The organism is Desulfosarcina alkanivorans (assembly GCF_009688945.1).
Classification (GTDB): domain Bacteria; phylum Desulfobacterota; class Desulfobacteria; order Desulfobacterales; family Desulfosarcinaceae; genus Desulfosarcina; species Desulfosarcina alkanivorans.
The window spans coordinates 6003147-6018689 of sequence record NZ_AP021874.1 but is presented as its reverse complement, the minus strand read 5'-3'; the positions used below and the strand labels follow the sequence as shown (position 1 = coordinate 6018689).

Annotated in this window: 14 protein-coding genes; 1 reads left to right on the top strand and 13 read right to left on the bottom strand. The window is 42.7% G+C overall.

What is annotated here, in order from left to right; genetic code table 11:
* Positions 1–99: 99 nt before the first annotated feature.
* The 13 genes from DSCA_RS26120 to DSCA_RS26060 form a co-directional block, all read right to left on the bottom strand.
* Positions 100–765, bottom strand: a complete 666-nt coding sequence (locus tag DSCA_RS26120) for a hypothetical protein (RefSeq protein ID WP_155319242.1) — start codon at positions 763–765, stop codon at positions 100–102.
* 661 nt (positions 766–1426) lie between these two features.
* The gene (locus DSCA_RS32725; RefSeq protein WP_331457174.1) at positions 1427–1669 is read right to left on the bottom strand and encodes a transposase; all 243 of its coding nucleotides are present in this window, start codon (positions 1667–1669) and stop codon (positions 1427–1429) included.
* Positions 1670–2094: 425 nt separating this feature from the next.
* The gene (locus DSCA_RS26110) at positions 2095–2772 is read right to left on the bottom strand and encodes a M15 family metallopeptidase (RefSeq protein WP_155319241.1); all 678 of its coding nucleotides are present in this window, start codon (positions 2770–2772) and stop codon (positions 2095–2097) included.
* Positions 2773–2908: 136 nt separating this feature from the next.
* Positions 2909–3802 (bottom strand): radical SAM protein, encoded by an 894-nt coding sequence (locus DSCA_RS26105; RefSeq protein ID WP_167527960.1) that lies wholly within the window; start codon positions 3800–3802, stop codon positions 2909–2911.
* Positions 3802–5088, bottom strand: a complete 1287-nt coding sequence (locus tag DSCA_RS26100; protein WP_155319239.1) for a coproporphyrinogen-III oxidase family protein — start codon at positions 5086–5088, stop codon at positions 3802–3804. Before DSCA_RS26100 ends, DSCA_RS26105 begins: the two co-directional genes overlap by 1 nt.
* A gap of 125 nt (positions 5089–5213) precedes the next feature.
* Positions 5214–5981, bottom strand: a complete 768-nt coding sequence (locus DSCA_RS26095) for a DUF5677 domain-containing protein (RefSeq protein ID WP_155319238.1) — start codon at positions 5979–5981, stop codon at positions 5214–5216.
* Between the two features lie 42 nt (positions 5982–6023).
* Positions 6024–7688 carry an IS1634 family transposase gene (locus DSCA_RS26090; RefSeq protein ID WP_155315006.1) on the bottom strand — a complete coding sequence of 555 codons (1665 nt, stop codon included), beginning with the start codon at positions 7686–7688 and terminating at the stop codon, positions 6024–6026.
* Positions 7689–8235: 547 nt separating this feature from the next.
* The gene (locus DSCA_RS26085; RefSeq protein WP_167527959.1) at positions 8236–8778 is read right to left on the bottom strand and encodes an AbiU2 domain-containing protein; all 543 of its coding nucleotides are present in this window, start codon (positions 8776–8778) and stop codon (positions 8236–8238) included.
* Between the two features lie 349 nt (positions 8779–9127).
* Entirely contained in the window at positions 9128–9502 is a 375-nt protein-coding gene (locus DSCA_RS26080) for a hypothetical protein (RefSeq protein WP_155319236.1), read from the bottom strand.
* A 268-nt stretch (positions 9503–9770) separates the two neighbouring features.
* A complete protein-coding gene (locus DSCA_RS32045; protein ID WP_197904666.1) occupies positions 9771–10685 on the bottom strand; it encodes a PD-(D/E)XK nuclease domain-containing protein in 915 nt (304 codons plus the stop codon).
* A 173-nt stretch (positions 10686–10858) separates the two neighbouring features.
* A complete protein-coding gene (locus DSCA_RS26070; RefSeq protein ID WP_155319235.1) occupies positions 10859–11752 on the bottom strand; it encodes a DUF2971 domain-containing protein in 894 nt (297 codons plus the stop codon).
* 273 nt (positions 11753–12025) lie between these two features.
* Positions 12026–12718 carry a DUF2971 domain-containing protein gene (locus DSCA_RS26065; protein WP_155319234.1) on the bottom strand — a complete coding sequence of 231 codons (693 nt, stop codon included), beginning with the start codon at positions 12716–12718 and terminating at the stop codon, positions 12026–12028.
* A 251-nt stretch (positions 12719–12969) separates the two neighbouring features.
* Positions 12970–13725, bottom strand: a complete 756-nt coding sequence (locus tag DSCA_RS26060; protein ID WP_155319233.1) for a hypothetical protein — start codon at positions 13723–13725, stop codon at positions 12970–12972.
* A gap of 499 nt (positions 13726–14224) precedes the next feature.
* On the opposite strand from DSCA_RS26060, the gene DSCA_RS26055 reads away from it, so the two are divergent.
* Positions 14225–15268: an IS110 family RNA-guided transposase gene (locus DSCA_RS26055; RefSeq protein ID WP_155314958.1), complete on the top strand. Its 1044-nt coding sequence runs from the start codon at positions 14225–14227 to the stop codon at positions 15266–15268.
* Positions 15269–15543: the final 275 nt, after the last annotated feature.

Sequence of the window (15543 nt, the reverse complement as noted above, 5' to 3'; positions counted from 1 at the left end):
TATTTTACTGACACGAATAATGCCCCGGCTTTTTCTGTTGGCTGGAGCAATTTGTTGGGCATCTTCATCAAAATTGAATTCCTGGAGCTAAAGTAATAATTAGTGCAACTGGGTATTCCATTTAGTTCCAGAACCAAACTGTAACCATATAATATTATCTGATATGTCTACAGGACGAGGAATCTCATAACTCCTTGTGGTTTGGATTAAATTACTTAAATCGTCTACTAAACGATCAGCTCCCTTTGTATTTGGTAATGCATGTAAAACAATCTTTCCTGGAACAATCCCATTTTGTGACACTTTCTCGACTTCCCAGGGTTTAACTCCGATATTTTGTAGATCTCCATTAGGACAGTTTGAACCGAGAACAGCAAGAGAAGCAACGGTACTAGCAATATTGGCACTGTCCGCTGGCGCTGTTATTAAAATTCTACAACTGGCTTCAGGACCAATAGATCGTCTATACGACATAAATGCTCTTAATATTCCTTTTCCATTCTGAAATGCTGGTGATGAAATATTAAGGTTGTGTCTATCAGACTCTAATTTAATGGCTTTCTCTCGCTGTTCATACCATGCGGTAAAAAACGATATAAACAGAAAAATAAGAACTCCCCATTTATATTTACTCCAAGGAATCGTTCTTTTATGCCAGCGCTCCCAAATAGAGCAAAGTGCCACCAGAATACCACCAGTGACATAGCCCTGCCAAGAACTCAGAACAATCCAAATAAAATCTACTATAGCCCATAAAAAACTCAATTTAGATCGCCTCCAGGAAGCGTTTCAAATGTTAAAATAAAATTGTCCTAACCAATAAATCTTTTGCCCAACGTCGCCGGATGAGCCGCGAGACTCGCAGCCTCCGGAACGAAATGGTTTTAATTTCGGGCCGGAGGCGAGAATCGCAGTCGGCTCCATGGGCCTGATAAGTGGAGCGCGCAGTAAAATGGGGTCGGGCCACGCCAACACACTATATTTATACAGTATCACTTACAAACATAGGTGTTTTTACCCTCTATATCACCGTTTTGGGCACCGAAATGAGCACCATAGGGCATGTGGCTTTCACGAAGCTGATATGAATCCCCACCGTTAATTCGCTTGCGGCCTTTGGTTACAATACTCATTTGCCTCTTCACGCCATCTATAAATGCCCTACTTCCAACTGCGAGGCTGCGAGTCTACTTCGCATCCCTGGCAATCATCTTTTTTTGTAAGCAGGCTTCAAACCATTTCCTATGGTTAATCCGGACATCATGGCAGCTATCGAAACCGAGCAGTTGTCGCGAACAATCGTAATTGATCAGAATCTTTTTTCTTTTTGGCTGTTGTATCTCATTAAATCCTCCAAAAGGCCATCTGGATGGGTGATTCACAACACCGGCCCGAACCATATTCAGATCAATGTATACAAGACACTTTAAAAAAGGTGTTCAGCGTTTTCAATCGCTGTTGCGTGACAGCGGTCTTCCCAAAATTCTCCTTTTCGCTTTTTCCGTTGGTTGAATTCCTGCCCGGTTCGACCGGCAATCAGCTTGATGGAGTCAGGTATTGCATTGCGGGCGCCATCATCTGCCAAAAGCAGATGGATGTGATTTGATATGACCGTATAATCGAGAATCACCAGGCCATATCGTTTCCTATCTTCAAAAAGCCATGGCAGCCATCGCTTCCGGTCTCTGGTGAATTTTAGCTAAAATTCCCGTTTATGGCATCGGTGGGTAATGTGCCATATTTGTCCTGGGATATAGTGTCTTTTAGCTCTTACTATGCCTATAATGCTGTTTTTGCCCTTTAAAAGTGTAATATAGGCCTGTTTTCAGGGCTTCTTTTTTACAAATACTATTTTTTTACGAATGGTTAGCGCGGCCCGACCCCCTGTACATTCTGCAGACAATTCCGATTGTCGGATGCCAAGCTTGGTCTGCAACCGTTCGATAAAATCGCTCTTGAGCAGAACCACTGTCAGTAGCAGGTGCATTCCGATAAGGTAAATGATTGTAATTCGTTTTTTCATAGTTTTGCTGCCCAACGCTATGCTCACGGGGCGCGCGCTTTTTGCGCTCCCGTGCAGCAAAATGTTATAAATTATTCAATTATTTTATATTTTTTGCGGGCCAGATCCTTTGGCAATCCGTTAAAATGCCACCATTCATAACTTAGAGGAAAAAATCCGGCCTTTTTCATTGTTTTCGATAGAAGTTCCCGGTTCTTCTTTTGTGCTTCGCTAAGATCAAACATCTTGAGTTTTGCATAACCCCAGTAGATTGAAAGGTTGCTATTGTAAAAAGGTGTAAATCCCATATCAATTTCTTTATCACTTCCATCAACTATTGTTACATCAACAGCGATACCATAATTGTGCATTGATCCTTTATCAGGATTGGCAACAAATTTTTCAAACTTTGTTCCCTTCATTTTATCATACATAAGTTGAGATACACTTCTTGGGCGAGCAGCATCCATGACCAAAATTGAATAATCGGGGAATTCAGATTTTAATTCTTTTTGAGCTATGGATAATTTTTGAGCGACTTCTCTACGGAGATAAGCCTTATTAAGGCCATCATAAAAATTCTCCCTGAAATAGTTTTTATCAGAATCGGAATTCACGAGATCAACTCGAATCGATTCATCAATGGTATGGATATCAACTAGTCCTGCCTCAATGAACTTCTTTTCAGTTTCATTTGCATGACAAGTGGCCCTTGCAATAAATACAAGAACCACACTTATGAGCAGTATATATGTTTTGGAAATATTCATATTGATTTATAACGTCGCCGGCGAAGCAGCCGGCGACGATAAGCTGGAGCGCGGAGCGGTCCAGCTTATCGGTGAGCATAAGGCGCGGCGGCTTTTTGCCGTCGCTCTTAATGCTATGGTTCGATTTAAATCGTATTTATTCTCCTACCATTTTAATTACCTGCCACATAGCGGATGGCTTTAGAGCAAGTATTTGCGATACCTCAACACAATTTGCGTATCCACAATTTTTGCAAACAGATGGGTTGTCTACATCCCTGCAACATTTAAAGATCTTATCCTTAGTGCCAAGCTCTATCTGAGGAATAGGCCTTTTCCAATTGTTATTTCTTAGGGCTTTATAAGCTGCTTTAGAAATCACTATCGGAAATCCTTCTTTCTTTAAAGACCATAAATCATCCAAGAGTTTTTTACGTTCCTCCTGCGTAACACCGTGTTCAGCGACAATTTCCGGCCAATGGGTTAATAAGTTAAATGAAATCCCTCGGAAAAGTTTTGTGGCAGAAATTTCTTTTACGAATTGATCCAAATAAAGATAGTTTGATTTACTAAATGTGATCGATGCAAAAATAGCTCTGGTTACTGCATTTTCAACATTATTAAGGATTATATCATACGTATCATATCTGATTTCATTGTGAATTGCCTTTGGCCCATCGATTGTAACGATATAATTACATTGTTTGATTTTTAAAGGAATGGTTCCATTGGTAAAAATAAAAATTTCCAAGAATCCTATTTCACGTGAAAATTGTATTAACTCTTCTATGGTATGACCCTTGTCCTCCCAAACCATTGGTTCTCCACCAGTAAAATAGAGGGATCTATGTCCTCGTTGATAAGCATTTTCTATAGTGGCTTTAGCGTGATCGTAAGAAAAATGATACCGACCTGAATTCTTGCTTTCGCAATAAAAACAGTTCAAGTTGCACTTATCTGTAATGACCATTCCAAAAAGATAGGGTATTTCCTTTTTCAATAAGAACGTCTTGAACCCATAAGAAAGCCAGCTTAAATATTTTGCTGCCATCAGAGATAAACCTCCTTTGGCCATGAAGCTTTCCTACAGGACCCCCAAAGCCTGTTAATATAATTAAGGCTATACTCATTTTCCAGCCGATGTATCCAATATGCCCCTGAATTGGTCACTTGATAGCCCCCATTCCATTTTTCAATCATGCCAGCACGCTGAAATGGTTTAAGTATATTTTGAAAGTTTGATTCTAAGGAATATTCTTTGCCAAACAATTCTTTGAAATCATTCTGCTGAATTTTTAATTCATATACTCGCCAATAGAGCCAATAGGCCATTTCAAGACGCAGATCCACAGCCATTGATAGCGCAATAGGTCTTTTCTTCGGGAGAGTTTCAGCATAAGAAGCTACATCAAATGTGTTAACATAGAAATCTTTGCCCGTCATTGAGGCAGCGCTAGGGCCAAAACCTACATAATGGTGCCTTGTGATGGAACTGAATTTTTTCATTGAAGGTTTCAGCCAACTCCATACAGCACAACGTTCGTATCCCGAAGATATTAATAATGAGTCCGTTAGTTTTAACATTGAACGAATTAGGCTGCTATCTGGTCTTTTGACACTCCTGATTTGTTGAGACTGACCAAGGTCAGAATAGGGGAATGAAAAAAGTGGATAAGTGCTTACTTGGTCAACCCCCTCATTTATTACCGCATTTAAATCATTCTCCCAATCTTTAAGAGATTGTCCAGGTAAGACAAACATTAAATCTGCGTTTACAGCATCAAAACCTGTTTCAACGGCCCTGCGAAGTGATTTTATGGCTGTTTCACCATCATGATTCCTGCCAATGTTACGCAAAATACGGTCCGTTGTTGACTCAATGCCAACCGAGAGCATCGTAACTCCGAACTGTTTTAATTCCTTCAGACATTCGGTTTCCATATTGGCAGGGTGAAGTTCAATGCAGATATCACAAGACAAAGAAAAATTATTCTTTAAGTGGTTAAGAATCCGCAACAAGCCAGGCAAGTTAACAGTAGGGGTGCCACCTCCGATATAAAGTGAAACGAAATCGCTTCCTTTAAGGTGTGGTGTGTATAGCTCTATTTCTTCATGTACAGATTTTTCGTATTGTTCAAATAATGTATCTTGATATTCAACTCTGTTGTAAGGGCAGAATGGGCAAAGATTTTTACAAAATGGTACATGGAGATACAGGCCAACTCTTTTGAGATCAGTTGGGTAGGAAGGTTCGTATGGAAACATTCGGAATCTTTTCCGGTGCCCTGTTACAAGTTTTTGAATCAGAGGCTTCCAGATAAATTTTGCTGGTAACATATTTTCTCTTTAGGAATCGAACGCCCTGCGTGACCGGACGGGAAAGCAACTGGACCTTCGTAAATGAAAAGGTGAATGATGACTACGCAAAAGTTAAAAATGGCATCGCTTTCCCGGTCCGCTGTCTACGCAGTTGTTAGCTCATCCTTTAAATATTTTTCATCAAATGCCGGCAACTCAGTCTTAAAGCCCTCAAGCTCATTCGTTATATCCTCCTGGTTGGCAGAGGCCGTAATTTGAGCTGCATTAACAATTATGTAAATGCAGCATTTCATAACTTCGTAAAGATCTTTGTCTGAGGGGCCAAATGACAAGTAAAGTCCGTTCATCGTTTCATCAAGGTGGTCATCAAGAGCAGCCAAATTAGAGTGTATGGCGTTGCTGTAAGACACATAATAGAGATTATAAAAATCCTCCATTTCGGCCTCTATTGCCCATTCCTTTGGCTTCAGTACTCTTAGTTCCTTATCGCAGAGCTCTTTTTTCAGCTTTACGTAATGCTTTTCGATATCGTGCTTCTTTGCGTCATTCCGCAACAAATCATTTTTAAATTGTAATGCTGCTTTTAAAGCTTTCTTTCGACCATCTTGAAACTGATCAAAATAGCAGGACAATAGAGCGGGATTTTTTTCTAATGCCGCCAAAATAAAAACAATCTCCAACATTCCTCTTGTTAGAACCTTTGCAGGAGGCATCATTCCACGCTCAAGCAGAATGAACACTCCTTGGAAATATTCTAAAAGTCTTAAAAAGAGTGTATGTATAATGAATATGCTATCATATTTATCACTTACTTTTAGTTTTTTTAAGAATGCCATGCAGTATCTGTTTATGTCTTTTGCATAATCGAAAAAATCAGAATATTTTTCAGTGACAAACTTTTTATCGTACATTCCGCACCCCAAGCAGCAACGATTCGACTATTTTTCATCGCTTTATGGGGCTGTGAATGTGTCAGTTGTGACGCCAAGCGCTTTCAAATACTCAAGCTGAACAGCTTTCAATGGTTTTGCCAACTGTCTGTGGTTCCCGATGGAAACGACCATGATTGAAGAGAACTTGGTCGTCATCATAAAGCTGGTCGGCTTTCTGGTTTTGCGTCGCACCCAACCGGGCAACTCACAGTCATTGGTCTCGACATACTGGCGCATGGAACGCTCCATCAAACGCCAGATCAAAAGGGAGATCAGCAATACCAGGCCCAACACTTCGATCCGCTGGGCCTTTTTCAGAAAAATGCTGTTTACGATGGCCGGGTCCTTCAGGAAGCTGAAGTTCTTCTCGATGCCGATCTGGCTCTTGTAAAGGGAGAGCAGTTCCGGGGCGGACCAGTCGCCTTGTTGGTCCAAAAGATTCGTCAACAGGACAAAGCAACCGGCTTCTTCCCTGAGCGGTTGCACTTTTTGCGGGGCTTCCACAACCGTCGCCGTTACGCGATATTCGTAGCGCAAAACCTTTCGGGGCTTACCGGCCGCAGGCCGGCCGCGACCGTATTTGGGGATTTTTTCAACACCAGCTTGAAGCCGGTGGTAGCTGGACGCGGATTGACGAATCAGTTTGTCTAACGCGACCTGCGCATCGGCCTGACAATAGTACACGGTGTCCGCGAGCTTTTTGCAGTCTTTTTCAAGCTGCTTGCGGTCCTGTTTCAACATGCGATCGATGCGTTTATGACGCCGCTTGTCATGCGCGCTGGAATGCACGACGATCGCCCGGTAGGTTTTTCCGTAAAGCTCGACGGTGCCGTCATAGGCCCGATAGCGGGCAACTGAGCGATTGGGGCGGTCGCGTTCTTCGGCCAGGCGGCCGATGTCGATCCAGTCATCGGCGGCCACGGCTTCACGAATGATCCGGCCGCACTCTTTGTAGGTCGCCGGCAGGCGGGTCAGAAACCAGGTCTGACGCCTGTCGGCTTTCTTCAGATTGTCCTCGGTGACAAATGCAGAGTCGGCCACATAGACGTACGCGCCCGGTTCAAGCCCGTGTCTGGCCATGTATGCGGAGATATTGGTCAGCAGTTCGTTGTTCAAGGTCTTGTCCGAAGCGTTGCCGTCCGTCGTGGTCCCCAAAATGGGGATGTTGCGGTCGACACACAGCATCGATACCAGAAACTGTTTGAGGTCCGGTCGTTTGTCCTTGCTGTAACCATAGGTGATCTCAAACGGTGGATCAACCAGATGGTAATCGCCGAATACACTCACGGAGGTCGTATCGAAATGCAGTCGTCGCGGATCGACGGCAAAAACTGTCAATGCATTCTGCGCGATCTGAGAAAACACCTTCTGGGTACCGGTCTCGAAAATCTGATCCATGGACCGGCCCAAGTTGGTATCGCAAAAGCGTTCCGGTTCGATAGCGGTGCCCAGGAGAAGCTCCGTATCCTTTTCTTCAAAAAATTCGGTCAGACGGTAAAGCGGTGTCCGTCCCGAAAGGGTGTCGAGCACCATGCCGAATACAGCCATGCCGGGGCTCAATTCCATTTGAGAACCGACCATCCGGTCGATGGTCTCCACCAGACCGATTTTTTGTGCATAAGCCTTGACGATCGGCAGATGCCTGACCTCGGTGATGGTCAAACTTTCAGTGTCAAGCGGTGGCATGTCCCCTCCTTTGAACTGTTGTTGTCAAGATTGGGGGTAACGTACCAGCAACTAGTTGAAATGTCTAGGTATTTTTATTTTACAGTAAATACAATATGTTAAATCGCCTATGTGGTTATTTTTGAACGATAAAAAATTTCCTAAAATCGATTCTCACGGGTGCGGAATGTAAGTTTTATCAGTGTCAACAGACGAGGCGAGGAAGCCATCAATTTCCATTTTTCAATCCTCTATTGTGAAAAGCTAACGTCGCCGGATGAGGCGCGAGACTCGCAGGCTCCGGGACGAAATGGTTTTTATTTCGGGCCGGAGGCGAGAATCGCAGTCGGCTCCATGGGCCTGATAAGTGGAGCGCGCAGCGCGACAAGTTCAGGCCCATGGCGAAGCAGCCGGCGACGATAAGCTGGAGCGCGGAGGGTCCAGCTTATCGCTGGCCTTCACCCGGCGGGCGGCGAACAACAAAGGCCGCCGAAAAGTGAGGAAGACCGATTAAATATTACTGTTTATAAAACTGCGCCGTAAGCCCGCTCGGTGTGCAAGGCCCTTGTTAAGCACCAAGTGATTTCAATAATTTTTCACCAATATCATAATCAATATCAAATGATACTTCTGTTTTTAATAAAGATAAGTATGCATATTTAATAATTTTTGATGATGCTTCAGAAAATTCTTCAATGGCTTTCCATGGAAAAATAATACGTTCTGAATCATCAAAACTGATTACACGATTTAAATCATTATGTGACAAAATTTTATGGCGGTAGTTCTTATAATTTTTCTTAATAGCTTCTAATTTTTCAAATTCCTGTGAGGTACCATTTATCTCTTTGAGGGGTTCTTTAAGAATAAAAAGCGTTAAATTATCTTCGCCACAACTCTTTAAAGGATCTAATAGTCTGAATATACTTGACATTATATCATTAGCCAAGGTGACTTGAATAATATTTAATGCAAGTGGTGCTTTATCATTCAAGAGTTCGACATTGAAATCGCTCATAAACATTTCTTTATAAAAATGAATATTCTGTACAATTCTGAATACTTGACTATAAAGTTCTTTAAGGGCTATCTCTAATTTGTATGTTTGCATGATTGTTTAGATCACAGTACCCATTATTTGCTTAACGTCGCCGGATGAGCCGCGAGACTCGCAGGCTCCGGGACGAAATGGTTTTTATTTCGGGCCGGAGGCGAGTATCGCAGTCGGCTCCATGGGCCTGATAAGTGGAGCGCGCAGCGCGACACGTTCAGGCCCATGGCGAAGCAGCCGGCGACGATAAGCTGGAGCGCGGAGCGGTCCAGCTTATCGCCCGCAATCACCAGTGGGCAGGGTGAACGGACCTTTGTAAAAGGCAATAAAACACAAAATCCTTGAAAACGCTTAAAATGCCACGACCCTGCCCATCTGAGTGAATGGCGTGGTTATGTGCTTGAGGTGCTTATCCATTATGGGAAAGTACAAAAATGGCCATTAATATTAGATAACCAACTATGGCCAACGATAAAAATATTTTCGATTTAAAAAATTCGGCTAAAAATGAAATTTTCTTTGATTGATTTCCATCAATAGTTTTTTCAAAAGAATCGCCATATCTATTTGCTATTTTTTCTGAAGCTTCAGTTAAAAGGTATCCCGGTAAAATGATTAGTATTGCGACAAATACATTCCAGACATTTATAAAAACTAAAATTCGAGCGGTAATAGGATCATCCGAAAATATTAAATTAAGGAAATACGATAGTATTATCCAAGAGACCGCAAGCCAGATCCAAACTCGCCCTACGATGTGTATCGTTTTTGGTAATGTTTTCATTATCTATTCGCACACATAACGTCGCCGGATGAGCCGCGAGACTCGCAGGCTCCGGAACGAAATGGTTTTAATTTCGGGCCGGAGGCGAGAATCGCAGTCGGCTTCATGGGCCTGATAAGTGGAGCGCGCAGCGCGACACGTTCAGGCCCATGGCGAAGCAGCCGGCGACGATAAGCTGGAGCGCGGAGCGGTCCAGCTTATCGCCAGGCATAAGGCGCGGCGGCTTCTTGCCGTCGCTCTTAATGCCTTTGATATGCTTTTTATGTTTTCAATGTGGCACAATAAACACTTTAACGCTTAAATTCCCATGTTTTCCTGTAAGGTCGTTTTCAAGAGCAGTTGGATTTTTAATCCAATTTTCTGGGTCGTAGACAAAACATACAAGATTCTCACATTCTGGATGCGATTGATATCGTTTTATATCGACGATTAATTGTTCACCAATCTGTTTATCTCTTAATGACTTCCGGGTAATTTTTACTTCGACCGCAATTTTTTCAGGTTTAAGTAAAAAATCAATTCGTGAAGCTGAACCTGCATATGATGGCGTATATTCTTCAGGTCTTACATCATTGAAAATGGTCCTTAGTAAGGCATGCAATAAATCTTGAGCATCATATTCATCCTCAATAACAATTGTCTCTCTGTCATTGTACCTATTTTTCAATATCCTTGCTACAATATGAAATCTTTTAATTAACTTTTCTAAACTCACGATATCGGCTTCAGGCGTGTTTTTTTTCTTTTTTGGAGATTCAAGCCATGGTAGCTTACTCAGGTCAGAAAAAATTGCATCATACAAATCCTGTAATCCGTACTTATAAAAAGATGTGCCGCTTCTTGATATCTGGACACCATTTTCTAATGTAAGTTCAAAAATTCCGGTAATGGTATCACCTGAATAGCCACTTGAAACGTATCGTTCGACTGACACAGTAGCATATTTCCAATTATCCTCGTCTAAATTACTGGTGTATGATTTCCATCCTTTTGCGCTACACGTTCTGTGCACAACTTCAAGGATTTCACGCATTTTATTGCCTTTGTCCCAATTCGCTTTCTTTTGTTCAGCGTGAGACTTAATTTTTTCGGGATCGTGAAGATGGCAATAACCAGATGTATCAGCAGTTAAATTACATTGTGTTCCAGAACGAGTTTTTGCTTTACATTTTGTAGAGGACATAATTCTTTTCGTTTTATTCCATTAGCATATCGACTTGTTCACCTGCCGGGAACCCAATGCAGATTGGTTTTTAGCCACGTTCAACTCGACATGGCCTATGGAAAAAGGCCGCCCCGGGTTCCCGGTCGAGTGTGTAACAAATTGTTAGCCGGTATTTTAAAATGTGCTTCAATTTACCAGCTAAGCTCAACTTGAGAAATAGAGTGGTGAATTCCATTATCAGACTGAATTGAGAAATCATCACCTATAATAATATTTTCGTATACTACGTTTTTCCCGAAAATCTTTTTTGTTAATTCTATGGTCTTTTCGTTACAGTTTAGTCCGAACAATATTCTCAAGACTTTACCAGGAAAAGGGTATGATTTATCTCCCTCTGGTTGGCATGTCCTCCATTCCTTTTCGTAGCGCCAAATATTAGATTTCGTGTATATAATTTGTTTTGCATAGTTTTTTCTTTTTTGAAATTTTATTGTTGGTCTGTTTTTCACATATTTAACACGTCTTGTACTTCTTTTTCCAAGGATGTTTTCGGGATTTCTTTCAAACTCTATACAAATACCTGAGCTATTCCCTCCATAATGTGCCCACATAAGTAAATTAAAAGGATCTCCCGTCATACTTAAAACACCTGTTTTTAATAAACTATTCGAAAAATTCAATTTGAAATATTCAACGAATATAATTTGGTGAATATATTTATAAACATTTTCAACAACTAAATTCTTACCAATATCTGTTACTCTCTCAAAGCTATTATGGTTGAAAACATTTGGTGTTTTCAAAATTTTTATTAAATCGTTCTTCTTGTATTTACCAATCACAGACTCGATTGAATTTAGTTCAGAATCAGATAAAGACTCAACTGCTTCCTCTATTTGCTCTTCATTATAATCGAAATTTTGAAAATATGGACTGCACTCAAAAGGATCGTTTAATTTATCAGCACGTGGATACCAAATTTCTCCTTTTTCAAAGTCGTTTTTTCTTTTTCCCTGAACAGAACTACTATCACCTAACTCAGGGGAATTGAAAGGTATATATTTAAAAAGAGTTCTTTGATACACAATCCTTACCTTACTTCCCTGAATCTGAGGCTAACGTCGCCGGATGAGCCGCGAGACTCGCAGCCTCCGGAACGAAATGGTTTTAATTTCGGGCCGGAGGCGAGAATCGCAGTCGGCTCCATGGGCCTGATAAGTGGAGCGCGCAGCGCGACACGTTCAGGCCCATGGCGAAGCAGCCGGCGACGATAAGCTGGAGCGCGGAGCGGTCCAGCTTATCATCGCGCTTCAGCCGCGCGGTTTTTTGCGTCGGCTGCAAGCGCCGGGTTATGTGCTCTATATCTTGGCGTATACTGGATCAACTTTCAATTCAGATTCCATCACGGTACCATCAGGCAAATTATATTTTTCGGCCAATCCATTAATGACATCAAAAAACCAAGATTCCGAGTATGGTGTAACAATGACCTTATCTATGAACAACGGTAAATCCAAATCTATAAGGATTCCACTTTTTGGAATTTCTTTGCCAGGTAATGGTTTGGATGTTTCAGGCATACCATTTTTTATTTCCATTCGAGGATATTTGGTAATAATCGCTCGTATTTCATTTTCATGGATATATGCCTTCCTCTTATATTCGAAGACATCTGAAGGGATTTGTATCTCAGCATCGTCCTTAATGAAATCTATGTATTGAACTTCTTTTACGTATGCATGCTCGTCTACAGCCTGTTTAAGTTTTTCAGCAGTAGTTACAATTGCAACACCTTGTTTATTAGATGTATAGAGCCTCCACATGGCGTCGGACTCGATGTCACTTTTGTGCCAGCAGGAAACCGCAACAAATTTTCTCCATTCTTTAGAATCATAACCGTTATCACCGCCATTAAAAATGTTAATCGCACTTAATGGGTATGACCCCTCAAATGGGTCCTCAAATTTGTCGCCACGACAAAAATGTAGCGCTTCTTTTTGCAATAAAGAAGTAAACTTCGCAAGATCAAAATATTTATAGATTTTTGTCATGTGTTACTCCAATGTACATAACGTCGCCGGATGAGGCGCGAGACTCGCAGGCTCCGGGACGAAATGGTTTTAATTTCGGGCCGGAGGCGAGAATCGCAGTCGGCTCCATGGGCCTGATAAGTGGAGCGCGCAGCGCGACACGTTCAGGCCCATGGCGAAGCAGCCGGCGACGATAAGCTGGAGCGCGGAGCGGTCCAGCTTATCGCTGCTAATCAGCCGCGCGGCTTTTTGCGTCGGCTGCATTTGCTTTGTTAGGTCTTAAAATATGTCGAATTAGTAGGGTTATCGACTGTACGTTTAAGTATTTCATATGCATTTGAGTCTCTCAGATCAAATTCTAATAAGAATAGTAGACTATCCGGCTTTATTATTATTGGATATAACGTAGAAGGGGTTTTCCTTTTATCAACCTTAATGTAAAATATTACACGGCCTATATGAAAAAAATAAAAATTAATACCATCAATTCTTTTCATATCTGGCGGAAAAATAACAGGCCCTCTTTTAATCTGTGCATAGTATGCAAGAAATACGGCAAAATCTTCTGGCTCTTTTGCATCTGCACAGTCAATGGCCTCCTTTAAAACCTCTGCAAAAGGGCCAAGAGTTACGCGCTGGAAAAAGAAATCAGCACTGAGACCAGCCCTCAACAGAATGGACATGAAGAATAATTTTAACAATTGATAATCGAAGTTCTCGTAGTACTGCCCTACCACTAGCCCCTTTTCGTCTTTCTGAGTTTTGCGATTTTCCCTCTGTTCATTTAGAAGTTTAAATGCATAATCATCATATTTCATAAATTTGTTTTCACAATCACTGCAAAACAAATGGACATCATAGATGCCAACAGGCCGCTTCATTGGTTTAAAATCTTCAGAATCAGATATTAGAGATAATGATTTTTTGGGTGCCTTTTTATTGAATTCCTTAATTTCAAAAAAAGAGCGTGGTATTATATGGGATTTGACAAGAGGTTTCTCTTGATTGCAGTACTTACATTTTGGCATTTGTTTTCCTGACCTAACGTCGCCGGATGAGGCGCGAGACTCGCAGGCTCCGGGACGAAATGGTTTTTATTTCGGGCCGGAGGCGAGAATCGCAGTCGGCTCCATGGGCCTGATAAGTGGAGCGCGCAGCGCGACACGTTCAGGCCCATGGCGAAGCAGCCGGCGACGATAAGCTGGAGCGCGGAGCGGTCCAGCTTATCGCAGAACTGACCGGCGGCCAACGCTGACAGCTGATTAACGATAATCTTGTTTGATAGACCGAAAAGAGCGCTATAGAGGGCGCTTATGCCGTCCGGTCAAGTGATTTGATACTAGTTATGGCCTCCCAAAGAAACGGGGCTGTCGTGTAAACCCATCATCATATTTCCTGTTCTCCGACGAGCTTTTTAATACCCCATTCTCGAACAGAAAACATGATGATGGGTTGCCCCCTTTCACTTGCAACGGTAAACTTTTGTTACCCCTAACAAATACTTACCCAAGCAAAAGGAGGCACATCATGAAATTTTACAACCGACAGCACAAGTATTACTGCGGTGTCGATCTGCATGCCAGGAAAATGTATGTCTGCATCCTCGACCATAAAGGAAAAATTGTTGTTCACCTGAATATCAAAACCGACCCGGAACTCTTTTTCGAACTGGTGTTCCCGTTTATCGAAGACGTTGTTGTCGGTGTTGAATGTGTCTTCTGCTGGTACTGGCTGGCCGATCTGTGCGCCGATCACAAAATCGATTTCGTCCTTGGACACGCATTATACATGAAAGCCATCCACGGCGGCAAAACCAAAAACGATAAAATCGATTCTTACAAACTCGCCATGTTACTCAAAGGCGGCAATTTTCCCACCGCTTATCCCTATCCGGCCAAGTGGCGGGCAACACGGGATCTGCTGCGCCGGCGCATGTATCTGTCGAGACGATGCAGCGAACTGGTAGCCCATATTAACAACACCAATACCCAGTACAACCTGCCGGCGTTCAGGAAAAAATTGTCACGCAAATACAACCATGGCGGTGTCGCCGAAAGGTTTGAAGACCCGGCTGTCAGAAAGAGCATCGAAGTCGACTTGGCCATGATCGATGCCATGAATCAGATTCTTAAAAAGCTTGAATGGCATATCGAAAAAACCGCCCGCCAGCATGATTACCACACTTTATATCTGCTGCGCTCAATCCCCGGTGTCGGGCAGATCCTGGCCCTGGTAATCCTGTACGAGGTCCATGATGTCAGGCGGTTTCCCAGGGTACAGGATTTCTCATCCTATGCCAGGCTGATCCGGCCGGTAAAAGAGTCCGACGGCAAGTGGGCCGGGCACAGCAACAAGAAGATCGGCAACCACCATCTCAAATGGGCGATCAAGGAAGCCGCGATCCTCATGCTCAGGGATTCATCCCAGGCAAAGTATTTCGTTTCCAAACTGGAACACAAATACAATAAAGGCAAGGCTCTGGGAATCTTCACCCACAAGCTGGGCCGGGCCATTTACTTTATGCTCAAAAACAAGGAGGCGTTCAACATGAAACGATTCTTCGATCAATAGATGTGGAACCGGAAGGTGTCAACTTATCGCATAACTGAGATCAAACGGGCGGATCTGAGTCTCTCGATTTAAGACATGCAGCCCGACTGCGAAAAAAGAGTGGACCCGATGCCCGAAGCTCAATGCTTTGATTGGCGGCACCTTTCGGTTCCATCCACGCATACGGATAGCTTGACCGGTGGTGATCGTGTTCTGCCCCTTATCCGAGTGACACCCTAACTGGACGTCCGCCCGTCGGACGAGCCGATACCTTTGACTGCGCCGGAATAAGGGAA